The sequence below is a fragment of the Bradyrhizobium sp. Mp27 genome, assembly GCF_029953005.1.
GTDB lineage: Bacteria > Pseudomonadota > Alphaproteobacteria > Rhizobiales > Xanthobacteraceae > Bradyrhizobium > Bradyrhizobium barranii.
The window spans coordinates 1-25,149 of sequence record NZ_JASAUS010000030.1 but is presented as its reverse complement, the minus strand read 5'-3'; the positions used below and the strand labels follow the sequence as shown (position 1 = coordinate 25,149).

Sequence of the window (25,149 nt, the reverse complement as noted above, 5' to 3'; positions counted from 1 at the left end):
TGTCCGGGACGACAGCGGTGGGTGTGGCGCGCGCCTTTGCCCACCCTACGATATCGTAACCTTGCCGCGCATGTGATCAGGCCAGCTGTCCGCCCCTGGAATTAAACGCTACGCTGGCTGTTCTCCTTCATGAACTGATACAACCGAATCATGGCCACTGCATCCTCACGATTGTCCGAACTGTCCCGCGCGACCAGCATGCGGCAGGTTCGGCTGGTCTGCGGCGTCATCCTGTTCTCCTACGTGGTGAGCCATTTCCTCAACCATGCGCTCGGCAACATCTCGGTCGATGCCATGGAGATCGGGGTCTACTACCACACGGCGTTCTGGCGGTTCCTCCCCATCGCGATCGTGTTCTATACGGCCGCGCTCACGCATATGGGGCTCGGCATCTACGCGCTCTATCAGCGCCGCCAGTTCCGCTGGCGGACGATCGAGCCGCTCCAGCTCGTGCTGGGCTTGAGTATCCCCGCCCTCGTCATGGCCCATGTGATCGGCGTCCGGCTTGGCTACACGCTGTACGGGCACCAAAAACTCTATCCGCAGGAACTCTATCTGTTCTTCGTCACCTCGAACCGGATCTGGACCATGACGATCCTGCTGATCATCGCCTGGGTCCATGGCTGCATCGGCATCTATTTCTGGCTGCGCCTGAAACCGTTCTTCGCGCGCGCCGCGCCCTATCTGCTCGCCGCCGCCGTGCTGATCCCGACGCTGTCGCTGCTCGGCGTCTACCAGGGCGGACGCAGTGTCCAGATCGAGGTCGACGACGGCGAATGGCGCACGCACAATCTCACCCGCCGCCAGCTCGGCTCGACCGCGGAAGCCGCGACGCTCGACCGCATCACCGGCGGCCTCACCATCGGCTATGTCGGCCTGCTCGGACTGGCGCTGGCGGCGCGCGGCGTGCGCGCCTTGCGCGAACGGCGCCGCGGCATGATCGCGCTGTCCTACGGCAACGGCAAGACGGTGCGCGTGCCGAAGGGTCTCTCCGTGCTGGAGGCGAGCCTGCGCCACAATGTGCCGCATGCCAGCGTCTGCGGCGGCCGCGCCCGCTGCTCGACCTGCCGCATCCGCATCATCGGCGACCATGCCGCCCTGCCCGAGCCGTCGCAACGCGAGGCCTTCGTGCTCGCGCGCGTCGGCACCGCCGATCCCTCGATCCGGCTTGCCTGCCAGCTGCGGCCGGACTCCGACCTCTCGTTCTTCCAGCTGTTCACGCCCCACACGCATTCGGCGGACGGGCAGGCCTCGACGTCGGCCAGAATCGGCCAGGAGCGTTACCTCGTCAGCCTGTTCGTGGACATGCGCGGTTCGACGCAGCTTGCCGAGAAGCGGCTGCCATTCGACACCGTTTTCATCGTCAACCGTTTCCTCGGCGCCGTCTCGCGGGCCGTGATCGAGAACGGCGGCCAGCCGAACCAGTTCGTCGGCGACGGCATGCTGGCGCTGTTCGGGCTGTCAGCCGATCCGGAAACCGCCTGCCGGCAAGCGCTGAAGGCTGCCGCCGGCATCGCCACGCATATCGACGAACTCAACGAGCTCCTGAGCCACGATCTCCGCCAGCCGATCCGCTTCGGCATCGGCATTCACGGCGGCGAGGTCATCATCGGCGACATCGGCTATCGCGATCACATCGTCTTCACCGCGCTCGGCGATGCCGTCAACGTCGCGGCCCGGCTCCAGGACATGACCAAGACGCTGGCCTGCGAGGCGATCGTCTCGGAGGAGGTTCGCCGTACCGCCGGCCTTGCCGACGATGCGCTGCCGCAGCAGGAGGTCGCGATCCGCGGCCGCGACGAGCCCCTGGCCGTGCGCGTCGTTGCGGATACGAGGCAGCTGTCGGCGCTGGTTGATATCGGCACGCGCGTCGCCGCGTAACACCGCCTTGCTGCAACGCAGCGACATGGGCCTGCTGCGAAAGCACGAATTGACTTCATCTCAATCGTTGCGACAGATGAGTGCGGGATCGCGGTGATGACTGCGGTCCAACGAAAAGCTCCGGGAGGAGACGAGAATGTTCGATCGACGCGACCTGCTCAAAGGAGCGGGCCTTGCCGCTATGGCGGCCACACTGAATTCCACCAAGGCGCTGGCACTCGACACCGTCACGCTTCCCTTCGCCAATGGCGAACGGCCGCTGGTGAAATATCCGCAGAAGCGGCCGATGATCGGCCTGACCAGCCGGCCGCCGCAGCTCGAGACACCGTTCGCGATCTTCAACGACGGTCCGATCACGCCGAATAACGCGTTCTTCGTCCGCTATCACCTCTCGGACCTGCCCTACAATCTGGATCCCGACAAGTTCACGCTCGAGGTCAAGGGCAAGGTCGACAAGCCGCTCAAGCTGTCGCTCAAGGACATCAGGAAAATGAAGGCGACCGAGATCGTCGCCGTCAACCAGTGCTCCGGCAACAGCCGCGGCTTCTCCGAGCCGCGTGTCGCCGGTGGCCAGCTCGCCAACGGCGCGATGGGCAATGCGCGCTGGCGTGGCGTGCCGCTGAAGGCCGTGCTGGAGATGGCGGGCGTGCAGAGCGGCGCCAAGCAGGTCACCTTCAACGGCATGGACGGCCCCGTCAGCGACAAGACGCCGGATTTCGTCAAGGCGCTCGATCTCGATCATGCCACCGACGGCGAGGTGATGCTGGCCTATGGCATGAACGGCGAGGACCTGCCGTTCCTCAACGGCTTTCCGCTGCGCCTGATCGTGCCCGGCTATTACGGCACCTACTGGGTCAAGCACCTCAACGAGATCACCGTCATCGACAATGTCTATGACGGCTTCTGGATGAAGTCGGCCTATCGCATTCCGGATACGCCGAACAATGCGGTCGAGCCGGGCACCGCGCCGAAGGCGACGATCCCGATCAACCGCTTCACCATCCGATCCTTCATCACCAGCGTTCCCGATGGCGCCAAGCTGAAGGCCGGCGGCACGACGCTGCGCGGCATCGCCTTCGACGGCGGCAAAGGCATCAAGGACGTCCAGGTTTCCACCGACGGCGGCAAGACCTGGGTCAGCGCCAAGCTCGGCAAGGATCTCGGCAAATACTCATTCCGTGAATGGAAGCTGCCGGTGAAGCTCGCGGCGGGCGCCCACGAGCTCAAGGTGCGCGCCACCGGCAATGGTGGCGAGACCCAGCCGGATGCGCCACGCTGGAACCCGGCGGGTTATCTACGCAACGTCGTCGAAACCGTCCGCGTCACCGTGGCCTGAGGGAGAATGATCATGCAGCGCACCGTTCTCCTCGCCATCTCACTCGCCGTCGCCGCAATGGTCGGTTCGGCACTTGCAGCGCCGATCAACTACAAGACGCCCGACGAGGTCGCGGCCTTCAAGCCAGGCCCCAATCTCGAGGTGGTGCAGGGCAATTGCAGCGCCTGCCACTCGGCCGATTACGTCAACACGCAACCGCCGATGAAGGACAAGAAAGGTTTTTGGCAGGCCGAGGTGACCAAGATGATCAAGGTCTATGGCGCCCCGATCGACGATGCCGATGTCGGCAAGATCGTCGATTATCTGGCCGCGACTTATTGACAGATGGCGCGCGGCGTGCCGATCAATTGACCGCGAAACGGGCAAAATCGGCAAAAACGCTGCGAAGTTGAGCGGAATTCGGCGAAATGCCGATATGGTTTGAGCTACCAAGCCGGCCACATTCCGCGTATCCTGTTAGGACCGAACCGGCCGGTTGGCGGGGACTGGCGGTTCGAGATCTCGGAGGAAGACCCGCGGAGAAGACGTGATGGCTAAAGGTACGGTCAAGTGGTTCAACCCGACGAAGGGTTATGGATTTATCCAGCCTGCGTCGGGCGGCAAGGATGTGTTCGTGCATATCTCGGCAGTGCAGAAAGCCGGTCTGTCGTCCCTGAACGAAGGACAGACGGTGGAATACGAAGAGATCGCAAACCGGGGCAAGACCTCCGCAGAGAACCTCAAAGTATAAGCCCGGCAGCCTTTGCTGCCTCCCGGATCTGTCCGGGAGCCGGGCCAAAAAAATTTTTGAAGACGGCCAGTGCATTCGACGACAGGCGTTGCGATTGCACACGGAGAGCTATTTTCCCGCGAAGACCGCTCGTTCAACGCCACAGCAATGACAATCGCGACGGCCCTTCGTTAGTCCACCGGCAATGGTGCGTCGCGCTTGATCTCTTCCATCACCGCATAGGTTCGCGTCTCGCGCACGCCCGGCATCGACAGCAACGTCTCGCCGAGGAAGCGTCGATAGGCGGTCATGTCCGCAAGCCGCGCCTTCACAAGATAGTCGAAGCCGCCTGCAACCATGTGACACTCCAGCACCTCGGGTGCGAGTTTCACCGCGCGCGCGAACCGTTCGAAATTGTCCGGCGTGGTCTTGTCGAGCAGCACCTCGACGAACACCAAAAGACCCAGGCCGAGCCGGTGCGGATTGAGCCGCGCCCCATAGCCCTCGACAAAGCCCTCCCGCTGCAACCGCTTCAACCGCTCGCCGACCGAGGTCGGCGACAGCCCGATGCGTTCGGCGAGCTCGACATTGGCGATGCGCCCGTCCTGCTGCAGAATTGAGAGGATCTTCCGGTCGGTTCGATCGAGTTCCATATTTTATGTGGCCAATATACAAAAGATCTTCATTTTCTAAGGCAAAATGGCTAATTTGTCTATCGAACTACGGTCTAGCGGGCCTTATCCTGAATTTGAGCCACAGGACACGCCATGCCGAACATCCCGCCGCCCTTCACTGCCCCCTACGCGCCCGATGATGCCGAGATTGCCGCGCGGCTCTTGCCGGCTTCGCATCTCGGCCCGCCGCAGGAAGCGCGGATCGACCGCACCGCGACGCGGCTGATCGAGGCGATCCGCAAGCGCGACGACCGGCTTGGCGGGGTCGAGGACATGCTGCGGGAGTTCGCGCTTTCGACCAAGGAGGGGCTCGCACTGATGGTGCTGGCCGAGGCGTTGCTCCGCGTGCCCGACGCGCGCACCGCCGACCAGTTCATCGAGGACAAGCTCGGCGAGGGCGACTTCATCCACCACGAGACGAAGTCGACGGCCTTCCTGGTCAACGCCTCAGCCTGGGCGCTCGGCCTCTCGGCGCGGGTGATCCAGCCCGGCGAGACGCCCGACGGCACCATCGGCCGGCTGGTGAAGCGGCTAGGCGCGCCGGCGGTGCGCACCGCCACGCGCCAGGCGATGCGGCTGATGGGCAATCATTTCGTGCTGGGTGAGACCATCGAGCAGGCGCTGGAGCGAGGCCGTCCGCGCTCCGGTCAGAAGACGCGCTACTCCTTCGACATGCTCGGCGAAGGCGCGCGCACCGCGGCGGACGCCAGGCGTTATTTCGACGCCTATGCCAGTGCGATCGAGACCATCGGCAAGGCGGCGGGCAGCCATCCCCTGCCCGACCGGCCCGGCATCTCGGTCAAGCTGTCGGCGCTGCATCCGCGCTTCGAGGCGATCAGCCGTGCGCGCGTGATGAGCGAGCTGGTGCCGCAACTGCTGGACCTGGCGCAGCGCGCCAAGGCCCATGATTTGAACTTCACCGTCGATGCCGAGGAAGCCGACCGGCTGGAGCTGTCGCTCGACGTGATCGCGGCGACGCTCGCCGACCCCTCGCTCAGCGGCTGGGACGGCTTTGGCCTGGCGATCCAGGCCTATCAGAAGCGCGCCAGCGCCGTGATCGACTATGTCGACGCGCTGGCACGCGCGCATGACCGCAAGCTGATGGTGCGGCTGGTCAAGGGCGCCTATTGGGACACCGAGATCAAGCGCGCGCAGGAGCGCGGGCTGGACGGCTATCCCGTGTTCACGCGCAAGGCGATGACGGATCTGAACTACGTCGCCTGCGCTTCGAAGCTTTTGAGTCTGCGGCCGCGCATCTTCCCGCAATTCGCCACCCACAACGCGCTGACGGTCGCGACCGTGCTGGAGCTTGCGCAAGATGGCGGCGGCTTCGAATTCCAGCGCCTGCACGGCATGGGCGAGGCGCTCTACGAACAGCTCGCCAAGGATCACCCCGACATCGCCTATCGTACCTATGCCCCGGTCGGCAGCCATCGCGACCTACTCGCCTATCTGGTGCGGCGGCTGCTGGAGAACGGCGCCAACTCGTCGTTCGTGGCGCAGGCGGCCGACTATCGCGTGCCGGTTGTGGCGCTGTTGCAGCGTCCGGCCGATGCCATCGTCCGGCCGCAAGCGGCGGCCCATCCCAAAATTCCGTTGCCGGGCGATCTGTTCGCGCCGGAGCGGCGCAATTCACGCGGCGTTGAATTCGGCGCGCGCGCGGCGCTCGACCGGTTGCTGGCAGACGTGAAGGCCGAGACAGCCGGCCTCAAGCCCATCGCCGACGTAACGCCGGGCCAGGCCAACGCGGCGGTGACGGCTGCGCGCGCCGGTTTTGCCGCCTGGAGCCGAACGCCGGCGGCCACGCGCGCGGCCACACTGGAGCAGGCCGCGCATCTCTTGGAGAGCCGGAGCGCCCATTTCATCGCGCTGCTGCAAGCCGAGGGCGGCAAGACGCTGGACGATGCGCTATCGGAGCTGCGCGAGGCCGCCGACTTCTGCCGCTACTACGCCGCGCAGGGTCGAAAGCTGTTCGGCGTTGATGCCGCCATGCCGGGCCCGACCGGCGAGAGCAATGCGCTCGCCATGCGCGGGCGCGGCGCCTTCGTCGCGATCTCGCCGTGGAATTTTCCGCTGGCGATCTTCCTGGGCCAGGTCACGGCGGCATTGATGGCCGGCAACAGCGTCGTCGCAAAACCCGCCGAGCAGACGCCGCGCATCGCCCGCGAGGCCGTAGCGCTGCTGCACGAAGCCGGCATTCCCAAGAGCGCGCTGCATCTCGTCACCGGCGACGGCCGCATCGGCGCCGTGCTGACCGCGCATGCCGACATCGCCGGCGTTGTCTTCACCGGCTCGACCGAGGTCGCCCGCCTGATCAACCGGACGCTTGCCGCCAAGGACGGGCCGATCGTGCCGCTGATCGCGGAGACCGGCGGCATCAACGCCATGATCGCGGATGCAACCGCGCTGCCGGAGCAGGTCGCCGACGACGTCGTGACCTCGGCCTTCCGCTCCGCCGGCCAGCGCTGCTCGGCGCTGCGGCTGCTGTTCGTGCAGGAGGATGTTGCCGACCGCATGATCGAGATGATCGCAGGCGCGGCGCGCGAACTCAGGATTGGCGACCCCGCAGATGTCGCGACCCATGTCGGTCCGGTGATCGACGCCGAGGCCAAGCAGCGCCTCGATGCGCATATCGCGCGGATGAAGAGCGAGGCGCGGCTGCACTTTGCCGGTACTGTACCCGATGGCTGCTTCGTCGCCCCGCACATTTTCGAGCTCAAGGACGCCGGCCAGCTCACCGAGGAGGTGTTCGGACCGATCCTGCACATCGTGCGCTATCGCGCGGAAAACCTCGACCGCGTCCTGCAGGCGATCGAGCGCAGCGGCTATGGACTCACGCTCGGCGTTCACTCCCGGATCGACGACACCATCGAGGCGATCATCGATCGCGTCCAGGTCGGCAACATCTATGTCAACCGCAACATGATCGGCGCCGTGGTCGGCGTGCAGCCATTCGGCGGCAACGGGCTGTCCGGAACCGGCCCGAAAGCGGGCGGCCCGCATTATCTCGCACGCTTTGCGACCGAGCAGACCGTGACGATCAACACCGCGGCAGCCGGCGGTAATGCCGCGCTGCTTGCGGGGGAGGAGTGAGGCTCGCAGCTCGAACCATCCGCAGCAACGCACGATGCCAGTTCCGTCATCCTGAGGCGCCGGAGCATAGCGGAGGCCTCGAAGGATGAACGGCCGGGATGCAGCCGGGCCGTTCATCCTTCGAGGCTCCCGATGGGACGCGTTGCGTCCCATGCCTCGCACCTCAGGATGACGGGACTGAGAACTGCACAGCAATGAGCCCTGCGCCTGGCGCCGTTGCATCCCGGCGAAACATCGGTCTAATGCTGCCATGACTTGGCCTGCGCCAATTCCAGCGCGCGGGAAACAACAAGAGCGAGGGAGCTACGCCGCGATGGAAAAGGGCATTTTTGCAGGGCTCAAGGTTCTGGACTGCGCGAGCTTCATCGCAGCGCCCGCGGCCGCGACCGTGCTGTCGGATTTCGGCGCCGACGTCATCAAGATCGAGCCGCCCGGCGCCGGCGACCCTTACCGCAATCTGCCCAACATTCCAGGCTATCCGACCAGCGAGCATAATTACGCCTGGCTGCTGGAGGCCCGCAACAAGAAGAGCATCGCGCTCGACCTCTCCAAGCCGGAGGCGCAGGCCGTGCTCTACAAGCTCGTGGAAGAGGCCGACGTCTTCATCACCAACATGCCGCCGCCGGTGCGCGCCAAGCTCGGCATCACCTATGATCATCTCGCCCATCTCAACGACCGGCTGATCTACGCCTCGTTCACTGGCTATGGCGAACAGGGCGAAGAGGCCAACAAGCCCGGCTTCGACAGCAACGCCTATTGGGCGCGCTCCGGCCTGATGGACCTCGTCCGCGCTGACATCGACACCACGCCGGCCCGTTCGGTCGCAGGCATGGGCGATCATCCCTGCGCCATGGCCCTGTACAGTGCGATCGTCACCGCGCTGTATCAGCGCGAGAAGACCGGCAAGGGCTCGCATGTCGCCTCCAATCTGATGGCGAACGGGGTGTGGGCCGCGGGCACGCTGGCGCAGGCAAAACTGTGCGGCTCCAAGTTCGCCGAGAGGCGGCCGCGCGAACGTGCGCTGAACGCTGTGGCCAACCACTACCAGTGCAAGGACGGCCGCTGGCTGATCCTGTCGCTGCTGAGTGAGGAGAAGCAGTTTCCGATACTGGCCAGATGCCTGGAACGCGAGAACCTGATTGACGATCCGCGCTTCGCCACCAAGGCTGACCGTCACGCCCGCTCGGTCGAGCTGATCAAGATTTTCGATGAGACCTTTGCGACCAGGGATCTCGCCGAATGGCGCAAGATCCTCGATGGCAACGGCCTCGTGTTCGGCATCGTCGGCATTCTCGACGACATCCCCAACGACAAGCAGATGCTCGACAACGAGGTGCTGGTGCCGTTCGAGAACGACACCATGCTCACCATCTCCAGCCCGATCTGGATCGACGGCGCCAAGAAGGTGCAGCCACGCAAGCCGCCGGCCGTCGGCGAGCACAGTGACGAGATCTTGCGCGGGGCGGGATACGATGAGAAGGCGATCAAGCAGCTGCGGGGTTCGGGGGCGGTGGGGTAAGGCGGCGCAACACACTCCGCCGTCGTCCCGGGGCGCGCAAGGCGCGAGCCCGGGACCCATAACCACAGGGAGCGGTTGTCGCACTCCCTGGTAACTACGAGTCATCGTCAAACCACGGCCTGTGGTTATGGGTCCCGGATCTGCGCTGCGCTTGTCCGGGACGACGGTGGGGAGATAGCTCGCGTCTCCAGATGCATTGCTGGATTGTTTCGCCGCGCTCGCAATGACGGCGTGGGACGATCTCGCTATAAACTCACGGCAACATCGCGTCTCGTGAGGCCCTCATGCCCAACTACCGCCTGCACTACTTCCCGGAATCCGGCAACAGCTACAAGCTGGCGTTGATGCTGACGCTTTGCGGCGAGAGGTTCGAGCCGGTCTGGACCGATTTCGGCGGCGGCGTCACGCGCACGGCGGAATGGCGCAAGGTCGTGAACGCGATGGGCGAGATTCCCGTGCTCGAGGTCGACGGCGTGAAGATGACGCAAACCGCGCCCTTGCTGCTGAAGCTTGCCGAGCAATACGGCCGTTTCGGCGCCGAGACCGAGGACGAGAAGTTCGAGCTGCTGCGCTGGCTGTTCTGGGACAACCACAAGCTCACCGGCTACATGGCGACCTATCGCTTCATGCGGGCGTTCACTGAGAAAAACGATCCGCAGGTGCTGAAGCATTTTCGCCGGCGGCTCGACGACTTCCTCGGCATTCTCGACGGACATCTCCAGCACAATGCCTTTGCGATCGGCGCGAGGCCGACGGTCGCCGACATCTCGATGATGGCCTACCTGCACTATCCGAGCGACGAGCACGGCTTCGATTTCGCGGCGAGCCACCCTGCCATCCACGCCTGGCTCGGCCGCATGGCCGCGCTGCCCGGCTGGAAACCGGCCTATGAGCTGCTGCCCGGCAAGCGGATGACGAACTACGCGAAGTGAGCGTTAGCGCTGAACTCTCAGAGCCGTCATGGCCGGGCTTGTCCCGGCCATCCACGATCTTGAGCGCGGACACCGGAACGTGGATGCCCGGGACAAGCCCGGGCATGACGAAAGAAAGCGCGGCTTACCGCAGCGCCAGCCAGCCGAGCGTGAACAGAATCCCGCCGACGATGACGACCACCGCGACCGCCCAAGTGCTGACGCGGATTGCTGCCGGTGACCTGCTTGGCTTCCTCATTGCGCGCTATCTCGCGATTGCGCTCCTTGTCGGCGTCGCTGGTCTCAGTCATGGGTCATCCAAACCGGTTGCTGGTTTTATCCGGCGCGTGATCTTTTCGAAAAACCGCTACACACTTTTTCGGATCACGCGCTAACGCGTCTTGATGAAGCACATGCCGATGCGGCTCGATGCCGCGGCAGCCTGACAGGTGAGACCTTTAGCACAGCTCCATGACGTAAAACTCTTATCCGGCGTTCCCGATCCCGCACTTTGCAGGGAGCAATGGGCGCCCCAGCCATCCTGATATTCGGTGCCGGCCAGCTCCCCGCTGCCCCGGGTCTGCGGCCGGCTGGCAAATCCGCGTGAGAAATCAGGGCGTTTGCCCGCGGCGAATGCGGTCAGGATGTCGCGGCGGCGGACCTGGTCGCCGAAGAAATGCGGCGAGGCCGGCACGATGGTGGAGTTCGACGGCTTGTCCGCCAGCCAGTCGACGCCCGGAAAATGGAAGCCGCCGATGCCGCGGGTCTGGTGGCAGCCGCCGCAGGTGACGTCGTTGAGGCGGCGCTGGAAGCCCGCGACCGAGCGGATGTTCTGCATGTCGATGCCGCGCGCCGCCGCCTGCTTCAGCGCGCCGACCACGTCGTTGTCGGTGAAGACCCGCTCGCCCTTGTTGTTGTCCCTGTCCTCCCCTTGCACCATGCCGAACTCCGGCTGCAACGGCGAAGCGTCAAGGCCCGCCGGCGTCGGCACCACCGCGGCCTTGGCCAGGAATGTCTCGGGGATCAGCACCGCGCCGCGATCGAACTCGCGGAGATTTTCCGGCGCAAGCAGCCAGGCCTTGAAGTCACGTCGGAGATCGTTGTCGGCGAGGATGTGGTCGCGGTCGATCTGGTTCTCCAGCGTCGATTCCTCAAACGTCTTTGTCGCGGCGTTATATTTGAACACCTTGAGCAGATAGTCGGAGCGGAAATCGTGCAGTGCCGATTTCGGCGCGATCGAGATCTGGATATTGGTCTCGATGCGGTCGAGCATGGCGTCCGAAGGGGAGATGCCGCTGCCGATCAGCCCCTGCCAGTCGCCATTGTCGAGCCAGCGCCGCGCGACCTCGGCGCAGGTCACAGGCTTTCCGCTCGCGTCGGTCTGGCGCGCATCGCGTGCCTTCATCACCAGATTGAACGTCATCGGCAGACGCGTTGCGGTCTTGCCACCTTCCGGCTTGCTCTCGAAACGCACCAGCCGATAGATCAGCCTGATCTCGCCGCACGCCTCCTCCGAGACGTAGGCGCGGTCCATGCGATTGACGATGCCGGCCAGCACGAAGCGGGTGTCGCGGGATTTCAGATTGGCCCGATCGAACAGCTGCACGTCAAAGCCTTCACCGACGCCAATGGTCTCGGTCGGGTACGCCGCCTTCTGCCTGACGATGTAGCGGTCGAACTCCGCGTCGATCGCCGGCGGAATCTCCTTGAGCTGGGAGAGCGACGAGAACAGCAAATCGGTCGTCAGCGGAACGTTTGCGTTCCGCTCCGGCCATAGCAGGCGCGAGATCGTGAGCGAATCGTTCTGGTCGAGCTTGCGGAGCAGATCGGGATCGATGATCGCGGTGCCGCGCGTCAACGGCGCGTTGTCCGCTGCGAAAAGCGAAACAGTTCCGCCAAGCAAGACGGCGGCAGCAAAGAGAATTCGCAACGCGCGGCTCATGCCTTCAGTAACACCGCGTGAGCCGGCCTATTCAAGTCAAAAGGCGCCTCACATGGTGGTGAAGCGCCTCTGTGGAAGTCGGATATCGAACGCTCAGCGGGCGACGATCAGGCCCTTGCTGGTGACGACGACCCAGCGGCCGTCCTGACGGCGGATCGCATCGACGCGGCCAATTCCGGGGATGGGGTCGCCGGCATAGACCTCGTAGAGGCCGCCGCGGCCCTCGATCAGCGCACCGCCATTGGCGACGTCGCGCAGCACCCAGCCATCGATCGTCGGCAACCGGCCGACCTCGGTCTTGGGCGCGGCAGGGGCCGGAACCGGTGCGGCGGCGGCGGTCGCAACCTGGGTCGGCGCGATCGAGCCGGTGGTCTCCTTCGCGGCGGCGGCGGCCTGCGTGGGGGCCGCGGGCGGCGTGGCGCGGAGCTTGTCGACGGTCTCGGACAGCTTTGCGATTTTGGCCATCGGCTCGGCCTGGGCCTTCTCGAGCTTGTCGAGGCGGTCATTGGCCCGGTTGAACTGGCTGAGGCCAGTCTTGGAGGTGTGCTCGACGTTCGCCTTCAGTGCGACGACGTCGGCATCGATCCGGGCAACCGAGGATTCCAGCGCGCTGGTGTCGGCGACCTGCGCCGGCGCGGGGGCCGGGGCTGCGAAGTGCATCATGCCGGCGGTCGCGAGCGCGCCGCTGATGGCGCCGACGCTGGCGGCGATCGCCACCACCGCGGCCATCGCCGACAGGCGGCGCTTGCCGTCGGTCTCGCGCGGCTCGTCCGCCTTCACATGCGGGGCAAATTCTTCGCGCTCCCAGGAGCGCTCCGAAGGCGCCATGACGATGAGCTTGCCGGGCTTCGGCTCGGGCTTGGTCTCGAACTTCGGCACTTCGATCCGGGGCGGCTCGACCTTCGGGGCCTCTGCCTTGACGGGATCCGGCTTGGGCGGCGACTCATGGTCGGGGGCGATCGAGGGGGCCTCGATGCCGGCAGCCTCGACGGCAGGCGCGGTCGCGGCGGGTTCGACGACGCTCGTCGGTTCGCCGATCTCTTGGGCAGCCTGCTCAGCCATTGGTTCGCTCACAGTTCGAATACTCCACTCTGGATTGACCTTTTGGTAACTTTCATTGCTTGCGAAATCCTTACTTCGGGACCCGCTTACCGAAATTTTAGGAAGTCATCCGGGGCCGAATTTGGCCGGGAACGTGGAACCGGTGTGGCGGGCGTGAAACAAATTGTAAGCGGGGGAAGATGAACGGCCGCGGAATGGCTGGGCCTCGACACCGTCATCGCGAGCGCAGCGAAGCGATCCAGACTGGCACTGCGGAAAGGCTCTGGATTGCTTCGCTACGCTCACAATGACGGAATGTGGATCATCGGCCGCCGTTCACATCACGACCGGCGCATCCGGCAGCTCGTTCGCATGCGGGCCTTGCGGCGGGAAGTGTCGCGACAGCTCGCGCGACACCGCCGCGATGCCGCCGATCACGCCGCGCTCGAACTGGCCGGAGGCGAACTCGGCCTCCATCGCGCGGCAGATGCTCTCCCAGCCCTCCGCACCAACCTTCGCATCGATGCCGCGATCGGCAATGATCTCGACGTCGCGGTCGGCGAGCAGGAGATAGATCAGGACGCCGTTGTTGTGCGCGGTGTCCCAGATACGCAGGTGCGAAAACACGTCGAGCGCCCGCTCGCGGGCCGGCTGGTTGCGGAACAGCGGTCGCCCGTCGAGCGCGCCTTCGACGACGAAGCGGACCTGGCCGGAATGCGTGCTCTCACCCTGCTTGATCGCCTGCTCGATGCGGGCGAGCACCTTTGGCGGGAAGATTTGCTTCGCCCGCCAATGATGCTGCACGAGATGTCTGGCAATGCGCTTGATGCTCATGACCGCTACCAGCTCCCCGAGGCGCCGCCGCCGCCAAAACTGCCACCGCCGCCGCTGAAACCGCCGCTGTCGCTGGACGACGAGCCGCTGCTCCAGCCACCTCCCGAGGAGCCGCTCGACCACGAGCCGCCGCGCGACGACCCCGAGCTTGGTGCCATCGCCGCAAACAGATCGGCGATGAAGCCGATGACGAAGCCGAGCGCTCCGAGAGCGAGCGCAATTGCAAACGACCCGAGAATGAGCCAGGTCAGCGCTGCGATGATGCCGCCGGTCGCCAATGAGCCAAGCAGCCGCCCCAGCATGGCCCGGAAGAAGCCGCCGACCCCAATCGAGGCGAACAGCGTCACAATGAACAGCGGCGCAATATCGTCCAGATTGCCGAAATTCACAGTCGGCGAGGGTACTGGCAGCGGCTCGCCGTCGATCACGCGGATCATGCGATCGACGCCATCAGTAATGCCGCCGGCGAAATCGCCCGTCCTGAATTTCGGCGTGATGATCTCGTCGATGATCCGCCGCGACGTGACGTCGGTGAGCGCGCCCTCGAGGCCGTAGCCGACCTCGATGCGCAAATGCCGGTCGTTCTTGGCGACGACGAGGATCGCGCCGTCGTCCACCTTCTTGCGGCCGACCTTCCAGGCGTCTGCGACGTGGATCGAGAACTGCTCGATCGTCTCCGGCTGGGTCGTCGGCACGATCAGGACGGCGATTTGGCTGCCCTTGCGCGTCTCGAAATCACGCAGCTTTTGCGACAACGCGGCGATGTCGCCGCTCGACAGCGTGCCGGTCTGGTCAACCACGCGGCCGGTGAGTTGCGGCACGGCGACATCGGCAAGGGCGGGGAAGGCAAAGGTAAGTGCAAGCGCGAGCAAGAGGGCAACGCACAGTGAAACAGCAGAACAAGCGCGCCACAACCTCGTTGTCATCGCCCAGCTTGACCGGGCGATCCAGTATTCCAGAGACGCCAGAGGACTACGGAGGAGCCGCGGCGTACTGGATTCCCCGCCTTCGCGGGGAATGACAGCGGTGGGTGGGGCGAAGCGCATTCGCAAAATGACGCGCGCTTACTTCGACGGCGCCGGATTGAAATCGACCTTCGGCGCGGTCGAGATTTCCTTTTCGTTCTCGACCGCGAAATTCGGCTTCTCCTTGTAGCCGAACATCATCGCGGTGAGGTTGCTCGGGAACGAGCGAATGGTGACGTTATAGTCCTGCACCGCCTTGATGTAGCGGTTGCGCGCGACGGTGATGCGGTTCTCGGTGCCTTCGAGCTGCGACATCAAATCCTTGAACAGCGCATCGGACTTGAGCTGCGGGTAATTCTCGGTGACGACGAGAAGACGCGAGAGCGCGCTGGAGAGCTCGCCCTGTGCAGCCTGGAATTTCTGGAAGGCGGCGGGATCGTTCAGCACCTCGGGCGTCGCCTGGATGCTGCCGACCTTGGCGCGCGCATTGGTGACGCCGAGCAGCACATCCTTCTCCTGCTGCGCGAAGCCCTTTACCGAGTTGACGAGATTGGGCACGAGATCGGCGCGGCGCTGATACTGGTTCACGACCTCGGACCAGTTGCCCTTGATCTGCTCGTCCTCGCTCTGGATGGCGTTGTAGCCGCAATTGGTCAGGCTCAGCGAGGCCAGAGCCGCCAGCACGGTCAGGATCTTGCGCATCAAATTCCTCCCGGTGAAATCTGGCATAAACTATCAGATTGAGCGCGCGCGGTGCCAGACATCTTGTGCCGGCGGCGCGAAAAGCAGCCGACTGACGCAAGCCCCTTGCCTATCCCTGGCCGACATAGTCAACTTGGGCAAAACAAGAACGGAAACGCCAAGGGGAACGCGATGAGCTCGTTCGAGACCATCCTCGTGGAGCGGCCGGAGCCGGCGATTGTCCGGATCGTGATGAACCGGCCCGAGGCGCGCAACGCGCAGAACCTGCAGATGACCTACGACCTCAATGCCGCCTTCGACGAGGCGGTGCAGGACGACGTGGTCAAGGTGATCATCCTCGCCGGCAACGGGCCGCATTTCTCCTCCGGCCACGATCTGCGCCCCGGCGGCAAGAACGCCGCAGGCGTCGATTTTCCGCCGATCGGAAATTGGGGTGGCTTCGCGGAGCCCAATGCTCATGGCCGCTTCGCGCGCGAGCAGGAGATCTATCTCCAGATCACCCGGCGTTGGCGCAACCTGGCAAAGCCGACCATTGCCGAGGTGCACGGCAAGTGCATCGCCGGCGGATTGATGCTGGCCTGGGCCTGCGACCTCATCGTCGCCAGCGACGATGCGCAGTTCTGCGATCCCGTGGTGACCATGGGCGTCTGCGGCGTCGAATGGTTCGTGCATCCCTGGGAGCTCGGCCCGCGCAAGGCGAAGGAATTCCTGTTCACCGCCGACGCATGGAGTGCGCAGGAGGCGCATCAGCTCGGCATGGTCAACCGGGTCGTGCCGCGCGCGGAGCTTTCAGCGTCGGTGCTGGAGCTGGCGCGCCGGATCGCATCAAAGCCGTCCTTCGCGCTGAAGCTGACCAAGGAGGCGGTGAATCGCTCGGTCGATGTGATGGGCCAGCCCGCCGCGATCGACCAGGCCTTTGCGCTGCATCAGCTCTGTCACGCCCATAATCTTCAGGAGTTCGGCATGGTGGTCGATCCATCCGGACTGCATCCCTCCGTGCGCAAGCCGCCGGCGGCCGCGGAGTAACGACATGGACCTCAACCTGAGTGACGAGCAACGGCTGCTGCGCGTGAGCGCCGAGCGCTTCGTGGCCGAGAGCTACGATGCCGATCACCGCCGCAAGATGGCGAACGACCCGCTCGGCTTCAGCCCGGCGGTCTGGAAGCAGTTCGCCGAGCTTGGCTGGCTGGCGCTGCCGATCTCCGAAGACTATGGCGGGCTCGGCGGCGGCACAGTCGACACCGGCATTCTCATGGAGGCCTTCGGCCGCGGCCTGGTGTCCGAGCCCTATGTCGCAACGGTCGTGCTCGGGGCCGCGCTGCTCGACAGATGCGGCAGCACGGCGCAGAAGCAGGCGAGCCTGCCCAAGATCGCGGACGGATCACTGAAGCTCGCCTTTGCGCATTCCGAGCGCGCCGCGCGGTCCGATCTCGCCAAGGTCGCGACCGTCGCCCACAAGACGGCGCAAGGCTGGCGTCTTGCCGGCAGCAAGATCGCGGTGCTCGACGGCCACGCCGCCGACGAGATCATCGTCTCCGCACACATCCACGATCACCAAGGACCGTCGGGCCGCATCGGCCTGTTCCTGGTGCCGGCGAAGACGCCCAGCGTTGTCATCACCGACTATGAGCGTCTCGGCGGCGGACGGGCCTGCAATATCGAGCTGTCCGGCGTCGAGCTGCCGGAGGACGGCCTGCTCGGCGATGGACATGACGCCCTGCCCGCGATCGAATGGGCCGTCGATCGCGCCATGGCCGCGTTAGGTGCCGAAGCCGTCGGCATCATGCAGACGCTGCTCGACACAACCTTGGAATACACCAAGATCCGAAAGCAGTTCGGCCGGCCGCTCTCCGCCAACCAGGTGATCCGCCACCGCCTCGCCGACATGGCGATGCAGGTCGACGAGGCGCGCTCGATGGCGCTGCGCGCCGCGCTGAAGGCAGATAGCCCGCCGGTCGAGCGCGCACGGGCTGCATCGGGTGCGAAGGCGAAGATCGGCAAATGCGCGCGCTTCGTCGGCGAGCAGTCGATCCAGCTCCATGGCGGCATGGGCGTCACCGAGGAGCTCGAGGTCGGCGCCTATTTCAAGCGGCTGGTCGCCTTCGACACGCTGTTCGGCGGCAGCGCGCATCATTACAGCCGCCACGCCCAGCTCGGCCGCACGGCCTGACACAAGGAGCGCATCATGGACCTCTCATTCAACACCGAGGAGCGCGCCTTCCAGGACGAGGTGCGCGGCTTCATTGCAAAGAACCTCACCGAGGAGATGAAGCGTGCAACCGCGCTGACGCCGTCGGTTTTCTCCGACCCTGATATCGGCATGGCCTGGCAGCGCGCGCTGCACCGGCAGGGCTGGGGCGCACCGGGCTGGCCGGTCGAACACGGCGGACCGAATTGGACGCCAGCGCAGCGCTGGATTTTCGAGACCGAATCCGCGCGGGCCGGCGTGCCGAATGTCAACGTGATGGGCGTGAAGATGGTGGGACCCGTCATCATCGGTTTCGGCAGTCCCGAGCAGAAGAACTTTTATCTGCCGCGCATCCTCTCCGGCGAGGATTATTGGTGCCAGGGCTATTCCGAGCCGGGCTCCGGCTCCGATCTCTCGTCGCTGAAGACGCGCGCGGTGCGCGACGGCGACGACTACATCATCAACGGCACGAAAATCTGGACCACGCATGCCCACCACGCCAACCGCATGTTCGCGCTGGTGCGCACCAGCGACGGGCCGCGGCAGCAGGACGGCATCAGTTTTATTCTCATCGACATGACAACGCCGGGCATCACGACGCGCCCGATCCTGACCATCGGCGGCGACCACGAGGTCAACCAGGTGTTCTTCGACGACGTGCGCGTGCCCGTGGCCAACCGCGTCGGCGACGAAGGCAGAGGCTGGACCTACGGCAAATATCTGCTCGAGTTCGAGCGCGGCTCCGGCATTGCGTCGGCGAAGCTGCGCGAGGGGTTGAAGGCGATTGCGGAGCTCGCCGAGTCAGATCTGACCGGTCGCGCGATCGACAGTCCCGATATCGCCTCGCGCATCTCCGAGGTCGAGGTCGATATCGACGCGCTGGAGATGACCGAGCTGCGCGTCCTCTCGGCGCTGCAGACCGGGCAGAATCCCGGCGCGGTGTCGTCGATCCTGAAGCTGCGCAACAGCGAGATCCGGCAGGCCGTGACGCGGCTGGGCGTCGACGTAATCGGCCACGACGCCCTCGCGGTCGAGCCGATGCGCCCGCTCTACAAGCTCAACCACGCGCCGGCGACGCCTGAGGAGATGCTGACGGTGGTGCCGGAATATCTCAACGGCCGGGCCTACACGATCTTCGGCGGCACCTCGGAGATCCAGCGCGACATCATCGCGAAGATGATGCTGGGGATTTAGAGAGCACGCTGGCGCAACACACTCCGCTGTCGTCCCGGACAAGCGAAGCGCAGATCCGGGACCCATAACCACAAGAAGAGGTGGTTACGGGGACTCGGAGTGACCTGCTTCGCGCTACAACCACTCCCTGTGGTTATGGGTCCCGGGTTCGCGCTTTGCGCGCCCCGGGACGACAGTTGAGTTTGGCGCGACAGCCCGCGCAACAATGCGTTGCGCCTAGCCCGCCACCTTCGCGTCCTTGATCGCCTTCCAGATCTTCTGCGGCGTCAGGGGCGTGTTGAGCTGGGTGATGCCGAGCTCGGCGAGTGCGTCCATCACGCCATTGGTGACGCAGGGCGGGCCGCCGATGGCGCCGGATTCGCCGCAGCCCTTGGCACCGAGCGGATTGGTGCGGCAGGGCGCGGAATCGTCCAGCGTCACCTCGATCGGCGGCACGTCGTCGGCGCGCGGGATGCAGTAATCCTGGTAGCTCGCGGTGAGGAGCTGACCGTCGGCGTCATACGAGACGCCTTCATACAGCGCCTGGCCGATGCCCTGCGCGACGCCGCCATGGATCTGGCCCGTGACCAGCATCGGGTTCACGGCAACGCCGACGTCGTCGACGGTGGTGTAGCGCACGACCTTGGACACGCCGGTCTCCGGGTCGATCTCGACCTCGCAGATATGCGTGCCATTCGGCCAGCTGGGACCGTCGACCTCACCTTCGGAATCGACGCTGAGTTTTGCGCCGCCTTCCTTCTCGGCAAGATCGAACAGGCTGATGCGGCGGTCGGTGCCGACCACGGTGAGCATGCCGCCCTGATATTCGATATCCTCGACCGAGGTCTCGAGCACGTTCGCGGCCTTCTCGCGCGCCTTCTGGATCAGATCGTTGGATGAGACCGCGACCGCCGTGCCGCCGACGAACAGCGAGCGCGAGCCGACGCTGCCAAAGCCCATCGCAAGATCAGTGTCACCCTGGACGACGTCGATCTTGTCCATGGCAATGCCGAGCGTGTCGGAGATCATCTGGGTGTAGGTGGTCTGCAGCCCCTGCCCCATCGCCATGGTACCGGAATGCAGCACAACGCGGCCCTGCGAGGTCGCGTGCAGGCTGACCTTCTCGGTGTGGGCGCGGCCGCCGGTCCACTCGATGTAGGAGGTGAGCCCGCGGCCGTAGAGCAGGCCCTTCTTCTTCGCCGCCTTCTTGCGCGCGGCAAAGCCGTCCCAGTCGGCCAGCTTCACGGCACGGTCGAGCATATGCGCGAAGGCGCCGGAATCGTAAACCTGGCCGGCGGCGTTGGTGTAGGGCAGCTGCGCCGGCTTGATGTAGTTCGCTTTACGGATCGCACGCGGATCCATGCCGATTTTTCGCGCGGCCGCGTCGAACAGACGCTCGACGATGAACACCGCTTCGGGCCGGCCCGCGCCGCGATAGGCACCGACAGGCGCGGTGTTGGTCATCACCGACTGCACCTCGAAATGCACCAGCGGCAGATCGTAGACGCCGGTCTGCACGAACGGCCCGAGCACCAGCGGGATGATGTTGGCCGCACCCGAGGAGTACGCACCCGTGCAGCCGATCGACTTGACGCGATAGGCCAGCACCTTGCCCTTCTCGTCGAGCGCGAACGACGCGGTCGAGGTGAGATCACGGCCGTGGGTACCGCCGACGAATTCGTCGGTGCGGTCGCCACGCCAGCGGATCTTCCTGTTCAGCTTGGTCGCGGCATAGGCGACGATGCCGTCTTCCGGGTAGAGGTTGGTCTTCTGGCCAAAGCCGCCGCCGATGTCGCCGACCAGCACGCGGACGCTGTCCTTGGGGCGCTTCAGCACCGCTTCCGCGAGCACGTCGCGGGTGGAGGCCGGGGTCTGCGACTGCACGTGCAGGAGGAGACGGCCGGTCTTCTTGTCGATCTCGGCAATGGTCGAGCGCGGCTCCATCGCGGAGGGCACCAGACGCTGGCTGACGATGTCGAGCTCGACCGTATGCGCAGCCTTGGCAAACGCCTCGTCCGCCTTGGCGGCATCGCCATAGCTCATCGCGCCGACGATGTTGTCGGGCGCCTCCGGCCACACCACGGGCGCGCCGGGTTTTACGGCCTCGACTGGATCGACCACCGCGGGCTGCACGTCGTATTCGATCACGATCGCTTCGGCCGCGCTTTGCGCTTCCGCACGGGAGGCAGCCACCACCGCCGCAATCGCTTCGCCAGCGTAGCGGACGATCTCATGGGCGAGCAGGCGGCGCGGCGGCACCGTCATCGGCTTGCCGTCGGGGCGCTTGAAGATGCTCAGGGTCGGGATGGTGCCGATATCGTCCTTGACGAGGTCGGCGCCGGTATAGATCGCGGTGACGCCGTGCATCGATGCGGCGGCGCTGGTGTCGATCGCGACGATCTTCGCGTGGGCGTGCGGCGAGCGCAGCACATGCAACCACAGCGCGCCCTCCTCCGGCTTGTCGTCGATGAACTGACCCTTCCCGGTGAGCAGCCGCTGGTCTTCCAAACGCTTGACGGGCTGGCCCGCTCCGAAACGCAAATTGCCGGGAAGAATGTTCATTCCGTGGGGTCCTCTAAGCCTCAAAGTGCGGCCGCCTTTTAGCGGATCGAGGCATGCGAGGCCAGCCGCGGTTTTGGGCGGAAAACCCACAGATTCGTCATGCCCGGGCTTGTCCCGGGCATCCACGTTCTATGTGCCACAGGGCAAGGCGTGGATGGCCGGGACAAGCCCGGCCATGACGGCTAGGAAAGCTCCCTCAACGCCGCTTCCACGACCTTGCGCGCCTCGGCCGACAGCGCGGCCTGCGGCGGGACGGGATCGCCGACGTCGTAGCCCTGGATCGCAAGGCCCGCCTTGATGCAGGCGGCGAGGTTGAAGCGGGCGAAAGCCTCGTTGATCCGCCACAGCCTGCGCTGGAGCGCCATGGCCTCGTCCCAGTGGCCGGCCTTGCAGAGGTCGTAGAGTGCGACGCTCTGGCGCGGGACGATGCACGCAGGGCCCGCCATCCAGCCGAGCCCGCCGATCAGCATCACCGCGGCCGGGATGTGGGCCGAGGCCGAGAACACGCGCAAGGCATCGCCGCAGCGGTTCATGATCGAGAGCAGCCGGCCGGTATTGGTCGAGGCGTCCTTGATGTAGCCGATGCGCGGATGTTCAGCGAGGCGCGCGATGATGTCGAGCGTGAGATCGGAGCGCTGGAATTGCGGATTGGTGTAGATGACGACGGGGATGTCGACGGCATCCGCGATGCTGCGGAAGTAGGATTCGACCTGGGCATCGGCGAGCGGGAAGTACGCCTCCAGGATCGCCAAAATCCCGTTGGCGCCGAGCCTCTCGTAGGCCTTCGCCTGCGCCACTGCATCCGCCGTCGAGGTGGAGGCGACGCCGGCCACAACCGGCACACGGCCCTTCGCGGCCTGGATGGTGGTCTGCACGATCGCGGTGCGTTGCGCGGCATTGAGATAGGCGAACTCGCCGGTCGAACCCAGCGGCGTCAGCCCGTGCACGCCTGCGCCGATCAAATCGTCGCAAAGCTTGCCGAGGACCTCGGTGCGCACCGTGCCATCGGCATCCACGGGCGAAACGAGATAGGGAAAGACGCCGTGAAAATCGGGCATGTCAGGCTGAACCCCGGGAAACTGGCTAGCGCCTGACCGGTCATAGCAATGCCCGCGCTAGCGATCAAACCCTGATCAGGCGCACCCGCGTGCCCCAGGGATCGACGGCCTCCAGACCGTTGGCGAGCGCCGTGACCTGCGCGCCGCCCTTGCGCAGGCGTTCCTTCTGCGCGGCGAGAATGTCCTGCTAGCGAGAACCAGGCGAGCCCCGTGGTCTGATCGTCGCGTTGGCCGGCCCCCTGGCTCTGCCAGACGTTCATGCCGAGGTGATGGTGATAGCGGCCCGACGACAGGAACGCGGCGCCGCCACGGCGGCGGGTCGGATCGAGTCCGACCGCGCCGTGATAAAACCGTTCGGCCTCGGCGAGATCGCCGACACGCAGATGCATGTGGCCGACGCGCAGACCGTCCGGCGCCTTGGCGTAGTCTGCCACGCGCGTGTTGGTCAGCGACAAGAGGTCAGGGATGTTGAGCTCGTCGCTTGCCATCTTCACGCTGCCCTCGCTCCACTGCCATTGCGAGGGATCGCGGTCGGCATAGACCTCGATACCGTTGCCTTCGGGGTCGTCGAGATAGACGGATTCGCTGACGAGATGATCGGCGAAGCCCGACAGCGGCACGCGATGCGAGGCGGCGTGCACCAGCCAGCGCGCGAGATCTTTTCGCGACGGCATCAGGAAGGCGGTGTGATAGAGGCCCGCGGCGTTGCGCGGCTCGATCGCGGCCTCGGGACGGGCTTCCAGCACGAGCAGCGTGATGCCAGCCGTGCCGAGCGTCGCGACGCCGGCGGAGCGCTCCATCACGGTGAGCCCGATCACGTCGCGATAGTAGTCCGCGACCTTGTCGAGGTTCTTGACCCGGAGCGTCACCATGCCCACCCGCATCGGCGTGCGGCTGGCATAGGTCGGCCCGCCGCCTTGCGGCAGGCCCTCGGCCCGAGCGGCGGCGGCCGCCGCCGTCGCGAGCGAGGTCGCACCGGCGAGTTGAAGCAGGGTGCGGCGGGTGAGGTCGACGGTCATCGGTCGGGGCTCGCTGGAAACGCTTAGGGACGTGCGGGGCAATTCCTGGATTGCTACACGTTCCCGTGAGGGCGTCCCAATCACATGTTCGTCGGCCGTGGTCCAGCGGAAGCCGGTCCGCCCCGTCTGTCCTGGCCACCCGGCCAGTTTCGCAATCGCCCGCGACATCCCAGATTGAGAACAATTTACAGGAGCCTTCCATGACCGACCCCACTCCTCTGTCGTCCCTTTCGTCGGCGCTCGCGGATGTCGTGACGCGCACCGCGCCATCCGTCGTCGCCGTGCATTCGCATCGCTCCCGCGCCACCGGCTTCGTCTGGAAACCCGGCTTGATCGTCACCGCCCACGAAGCGCTGGCCGACGAGGGCGATATCCAGATCAGCCTCCCCGACGGCAGCACCGCGGCCGCCACGATCGTCGGCCGTGACCATACGACCGACGTCGCGCTGTTGCGCACCGATACCAGTCTTGCGCCGGTCAAGCTGGCCGCGACCGTTCCGCCCCTCGGCACGCTGTCGGTCGTCGTCGCCACCGATCGCGACGCGCCGAGCGCGGCGCTCGGCATGGTATCACTGTCCGGCAAGAGCTGGCGCTCCTTGCGCGGCGGCGACATCGATGCGCGGATCGAGCTCGACGTGCGCCTGCGCTTCGCGCAGCAAGGCGGGCTCGCGCTCGATACATCAGGCGAAGCCTTCGGCATGGCCGTGCTCGGGCCGCGGCGGGTCCTGGTGATCCCAACGGCGACAATCGAGCGGGTCGCGGCACAGCTCGAGGCGCGCGGCCGCATCGCCCGCGGATATCTCGGCCTCGGGCTCCAGCCGGTGCGGCTCGACGATGGCCTCGGGGCGATGGTGATGAATGTCGACAAGGCCGGCCCTTCGGCTGCGGCCGGCATCCGCCAGGGCGACGTCATCGTGGCGGTCAACGACCAGAAGCTCTCCGGCGTGCGCGCGCTGTCGCGGACGCTCGGGCCTGCGAGCGTCGGCACGGTGGTCGATGTCGCGGTGCGCCGCGGCGGCGAGCCCGTCAGCTTCAAGGTCACGATCGGCGAGAGGCCGGAGGCGTGAGCGAGGACAACGCGCCCGAGATCGTGCTCGCCCTGGAGATCGACGATCCCGCCCTCGCCGATCGCCTGGCGGTCCTGCTCGGCAACATCGCCGGGCTTCGGCTCGCCGCGCCCGGCGAGGCCGCCACGGCGACGGTCATGGCCCGCGATCCGCGCAGCATGCCGGAAGACATCGCGCTGACGCAGCGCGAGCTCGATGTCCTGGCGCTGATGGCGGAAGGCGCGTCCAACAAGCTGATCGCGCGCCAGCTCGGCATTTCCGTGCACACGGTCAAATTCCACGTCGGCTCGCTGCTCGACAAGCTGGATGCCACCGGCCGCACCGACGCGGTCGCGCATGCGGCACGCCGCGGCGTGATCGAGCTCTAGTACCCGGAATCAGAGCTGAGTGATACGGCGGCCTTTGAAACGGCGTTGACGGACCTTTTTCTTGGTCCAGACGAAGGGCTCGGCTCTGTCGTTGTATGCGTTGACGT

21 protein-coding genes and 1 pseudogene are annotated in these 25,149 nt (G+C 65.5%); 13 read left to right on the top strand and 9 right to left on the bottom strand.

Going from position 1 to position 25,149, the window contains the following annotated elements; translation table 11 throughout:
• Window positions 1-150: 150 nt before the first annotated feature.
• The 4 genes from QJT78_RS17635 to QJT78_RS17620 all read left to right on the top strand — a co-directional run bounded on the left by QJT78_RS17635 (window position 151) and on the right by QJT78_RS17620 (window position 3,947).
• Window positions 151-1,881: an adenylate/guanylate cyclase domain-containing protein gene (locus QJT78_RS17635; RefSeq protein WP_028151512.1), complete on the top strand. Its 1,731-nt coding sequence runs from the start codon at window positions 151-153 to the stop codon at window positions 1,879-1,881.
• 136 nt (window positions 1,882-2,017) lie between these two features.
• The gene (locus QJT78_RS17630) at window positions 2,018-3,217 is read left to right on the top strand and encodes a molybdopterin-dependent oxidoreductase (protein ID WP_028151513.1); all 1,200 of its coding nucleotides are present in this window, start codon (window positions 2,018-2,020) and stop codon (window positions 3,215-3,217) included.
• 12 nt (window positions 3,218-3,229) lie between these two features.
• Complete coding sequence (locus QJT78_RS17625; protein WP_028151514.1) at window positions 3,230-3,538, top strand: sulfite:cytochrome C oxidoreductase subunit B; 309 nt, start codon at window positions 3,230-3,232, stop codon at window positions 3,536-3,538.
• Between the two features lie 208 nt (window positions 3,539-3,746).
• Window positions 3,747-3,947 (top strand): cold-shock protein, encoded by a 201-nt coding sequence (locus QJT78_RS17620; protein WP_008134691.1) that lies wholly within the window; start codon window positions 3,747-3,749, stop codon window positions 3,945-3,947.
• 170 nt (window positions 3,948-4,117) lie between these two features.
• Here QJT78_RS17620 and QJT78_RS17615 read toward each other — a convergent pair whose 3' ends face one another.
• Window positions 4,118-4,579 (bottom strand): Lrp/AsnC ligand binding domain-containing protein, encoded by a 462-nt coding sequence (locus tag QJT78_RS17615; protein ID WP_014492276.1) that lies wholly within the window; start codon window positions 4,577-4,579, stop codon window positions 4,118-4,120.
• A 114-nt stretch (window positions 4,580-4,693) separates the two neighbouring features.
• On the opposite strand from QJT78_RS17615, the gene putA reads away from it, so the two are divergent.
• From putA to QJT78_RS17595, 4 genes are all read left to right on the top strand, one after another.
• On the top strand, window positions 4,694-7,693 hold the full coding sequence (putA, locus tag QJT78_RS17610) for a bifunctional proline dehydrogenase/L-glutamate gamma-semialdehyde dehydrogenase PutA (protein WP_028151515.1): 3,000 nt from the start codon (window positions 4,694-4,696) through the stop codon (window positions 7,691-7,693).
• Window positions 7,694-8,006: 313 nt separating this feature from the next.
• Entirely contained in the window at window positions 8,007-9,212 is a 1,206-nt protein-coding gene (locus QJT78_RS17605) for a CoA transferase (RefSeq protein WP_028151516.1), read from the top strand.
• A gap of 284 nt (window positions 9,213-9,496) precedes the next feature.
• Complete coding sequence (locus QJT78_RS17600) at window positions 9,497-10,144, top strand: glutathione S-transferase family protein (protein ID WP_028151517.1); 648 nt, start codon at window positions 9,497-9,499, stop codon at window positions 10,142-10,144.
• Window positions 10,145-10,248: 104 nt separating this feature from the next.
• Window positions 10,249-10,518 carry a hypothetical protein gene (locus QJT78_RS17595; protein ID WP_162137158.1) on the top strand — a complete coding sequence of 90 codons (270 nt, stop codon included), beginning with the start codon at window positions 10,249-10,251 and terminating at the stop codon, window positions 10,516-10,518.
• Here the strand turns inward: QJT78_RS17595 and QJT78_RS17590 are convergent.
• The 5 genes from QJT78_RS17590 to QJT78_RS17570 form a co-directional block, all read right to left on the bottom strand.
• Entirely contained in the window at window positions 10,515-12,065 is a 1,551-nt protein-coding gene (locus QJT78_RS17590) for a hypothetical protein (protein WP_028151518.1), read from the bottom strand. The genes QJT78_RS17595 and QJT78_RS17590 overlap by 4 nt on opposite strands.
• A gap of 93 nt (window positions 12,066-12,158) precedes the next feature.
• Entirely contained in the window at window positions 12,159-13,127 is a 969-nt protein-coding gene (locus QJT78_RS17585; RefSeq protein ID WP_028151519.1) for a hypothetical protein, read from the bottom strand.
• Between the two features lie 315 nt (window positions 13,128-13,442).
• Entirely contained in the window at window positions 13,443-13,940 is a 498-nt protein-coding gene (locus tag QJT78_RS17580; RefSeq protein ID WP_028151520.1) for a TPM domain-containing protein, read from the bottom strand.
• A 5-nt stretch (window positions 13,941-13,945) separates the two neighbouring features.
• Window positions 13,946-14,866, bottom strand: a complete 921-nt coding sequence (locus QJT78_RS17575; protein WP_028151521.1) for a YgcG family protein — start codon at window positions 14,864-14,866, stop codon at window positions 13,946-13,948.
• A gap of 138 nt (window positions 14,867-15,004) precedes the next feature.
• Window positions 15,005-15,607 (bottom strand): LemA family protein, encoded by a 603-nt coding sequence (locus QJT78_RS17570; protein ID WP_028151522.1) that lies wholly within the window; start codon window positions 15,605-15,607, stop codon window positions 15,005-15,007.
• A gap of 171 nt (window positions 15,608-15,778) precedes the next feature.
• Between QJT78_RS17570 and QJT78_RS17565 the strand changes: the two genes are divergently transcribed.
• Genes QJT78_RS17565 through QJT78_RS17555 form a run of 3 tightly spaced genes read left to right on the top strand, consistent with a single transcriptional unit; the run spans window position 15,779 to window position 18,989 of the window.
• Window positions 15,779-16,633: an enoyl-CoA hydratase gene (locus tag QJT78_RS17565; RefSeq protein ID WP_028151523.1), complete on the top strand. Its 855-nt coding sequence runs from the start codon at window positions 15,779-15,781 to the stop codon at window positions 16,631-16,633.
• 4 nt (window positions 16,634-16,637) lie between these two features.
• The gene (locus QJT78_RS17560; RefSeq protein ID WP_038953520.1) at window positions 16,638-17,777 is read left to right on the top strand and encodes an acyl-CoA dehydrogenase; all 1,140 of its coding nucleotides are present in this window, start codon (window positions 16,638-16,640) and stop codon (window positions 17,775-17,777) included.
• A 15-nt stretch (window positions 17,778-17,792) separates the two neighbouring features.
• On the top strand, window positions 17,793-18,989 hold the full coding sequence (locus QJT78_RS17555; protein WP_028151525.1) for an acyl-CoA dehydrogenase family protein: 1,197 nt from the start codon (window positions 17,793-17,795) through the stop codon (window positions 18,987-18,989).
• Window positions 18,990-19,205: 216 nt separating this feature from the next.
• Here the strand turns inward: QJT78_RS17555 and QJT78_RS17550 are convergent, their stop codons facing one another.
• From QJT78_RS17550 to QJT78_RS17540, 3 genes and pseudogenes are all read right to left on the bottom strand, one after another.
• Complete coding sequence (locus QJT78_RS17550) at window positions 19,206-21,530, bottom strand: xanthine dehydrogenase family protein molybdopterin-binding subunit (RefSeq protein WP_028151526.1); 2,325 nt, start codon at window positions 21,528-21,530, stop codon at window positions 19,206-19,208.
• Between the two features lie 182 nt (window positions 21,531-21,712).
• Window positions 21,713-22,588 (bottom strand): dihydrodipicolinate synthase family protein, encoded by an 876-nt coding sequence (locus tag QJT78_RS17545; protein ID WP_028151527.1) that lies wholly within the window; start codon window positions 22,586-22,588, stop codon window positions 21,713-21,715.
• A gap of 64 nt (window positions 22,589-22,652) precedes the next feature.
• Window positions 22,653-23,607: pseudogene (locus tag QJT78_RS17540) on the bottom strand (VOC family protein).
• Window positions 23,608-23,807: 200 nt separating this feature from the next.
• On the opposite strand from QJT78_RS17540, the gene QJT78_RS17535 reads away from it, so the two are divergent.
• Both QJT78_RS17535 and QJT78_RS17530 read left to right on the top strand, forming a co-directional pair.
• Window positions 23,808-24,674 (top strand): S1C family serine protease, encoded by an 867-nt coding sequence (locus QJT78_RS17535; protein WP_028151529.1) that lies wholly within the window; start codon window positions 23,808-23,810, stop codon window positions 24,672-24,674.
• Window positions 24,671-25,042: a helix-turn-helix transcriptional regulator gene (locus tag QJT78_RS17530; RefSeq protein ID WP_028151530.1), complete on the top strand. Its 372-nt coding sequence runs from the start codon at window positions 24,671-24,673 to the stop codon at window positions 25,040-25,042. The genes QJT78_RS17535 and QJT78_RS17530 overlap by 4 nt, the downstream gene beginning before the upstream one ends.
• Window positions 25,043-25,149 lie beyond the last annotated feature (107 nt).

What these genes read in the sequence shown, in the direction of transcription:
- QJT78_RS17585 (WP_028151519.1), bottom strand. Translation starts at nt 13,127, where the DNA reads ATGGCTGAGCAGGCTGCCCAAGAGATCGGCGAACCGACGAGCGTCGTC.
- QJT78_RS17560 (WP_038953520.1), top strand. Translation starts at nt 16,638, where the DNA reads ATGGACCTCAACCTGAGTGACGAGCAACGGCTGCTGCGCGTGAGCGCC.
- QJT78_RS17620 (WP_008134691.1), top strand. Translation starts at nt 3,747, where the DNA reads ATGGCTAAAGGTACGGTCAAGTGGTTCAACCCGACGAAGGGTTATGGA.
- QJT78_RS17630 (WP_028151513.1), top strand. Translation starts at nt 2,018, where the DNA reads ATGTTCGATCGACGCGACCTGCTCAAAGGAGCGGGCCTTGCCGCTATG.
- QJT78_RS17635 (WP_028151512.1), top strand. Translation starts at nt 151, where the DNA reads ATGGCCACTGCATCCTCACGATTGTCCGAACTGTCCCGCGCGACCAGC.
- QJT78_RS17550 (WP_028151526.1), bottom strand. Translation starts at nt 21,530, where the DNA reads ATGAACATTCTTCCCGGCAATTTGCGTTTCGGAGCGGGCCAGCCCGTC.
- QJT78_RS17535 (WP_028151529.1), top strand. Translation starts at nt 23,808, where the DNA reads ATGACCGACCCCACTCCTCTGTCGTCCCTTTCGTCGGCGCTCGCGGAT.
- QJT78_RS17595 (WP_162137158.1), top strand. Translation starts at nt 10,249, where the DNA reads ATGACGAAAGAAAGCGCGGCTTACCGCAGCGCCAGCCAGCCGAGCGTG.
- QJT78_RS17605 (WP_028151516.1), top strand. Translation starts at nt 8,007, where the DNA reads ATGGAAAAGGGCATTTTTGCAGGGCTCAAGGTTCTGGACTGCGCGAGC.
- QJT78_RS17580 (WP_028151520.1), bottom strand. Translation starts at nt 13,940, where the DNA reads ATGAGCATCAAGCGCATTGCCAGACATCTCGTGCAGCATCATTGGCGG.
- QJT78_RS17565 (WP_028151523.1), top strand. Translation starts at nt 15,779, where the DNA reads ATGAGCTCGTTCGAGACCATCCTCGTGGAGCGGCCGGAGCCGGCGATT.
- QJT78_RS17590 (WP_028151518.1), bottom strand. Translation starts at nt 12,065, where the DNA reads ATGAGCCGCGCGTTGCGAATTCTCTTTGCTGCCGCCGTCTTGCTTGGC.
- QJT78_RS17570 (WP_028151522.1), bottom strand. Translation starts at nt 15,607, where the DNA reads ATGCGCAAGATCCTGACCGTGCTGGCGGCTCTGGCCTCGCTGAGCCTG.
- QJT78_RS17625 (WP_028151514.1), top strand. Translation starts at nt 3,230, where the DNA reads ATGCAGCGCACCGTTCTCCTCGCCATCTCACTCGCCGTCGCCGCAATG.
- QJT78_RS17555 (WP_028151525.1), top strand. Translation starts at nt 17,793, where the DNA reads ATGGACCTCTCATTCAACACCGAGGAGCGCGCCTTCCAGGACGAGGTG.
- QJT78_RS17600 (WP_028151517.1), top strand. Translation starts at nt 9,497, where the DNA reads ATGCCCAACTACCGCCTGCACTACTTCCCGGAATCCGGCAACAGCTAC.
- putA (WP_028151515.1), top strand. Translation starts at nt 4,694, where the DNA reads ATGCCGAACATCCCGCCGCCCTTCACTGCCCCCTACGCGCCCGATGAT.
- QJT78_RS17615 (WP_014492276.1), bottom strand. Translation starts at nt 4,579, where the DNA reads ATGGAACTCGATCGAACCGACCGGAAGATCCTCTCAATTCTGCAGCAG.
- QJT78_RS17545 (WP_028151527.1), bottom strand. Translation starts at nt 22,588, where the DNA reads ATGCCCGATTTTCACGGCGTCTTTCCCTATCTCGTTTCGCCCGTGGAT.
- QJT78_RS17575 (WP_028151521.1), bottom strand. Translation starts at nt 14,866, where the DNA reads ATGACAACGAGGTTGTGGCGCGCTTGTTCTGCTGTTTCACTGTGCGTT.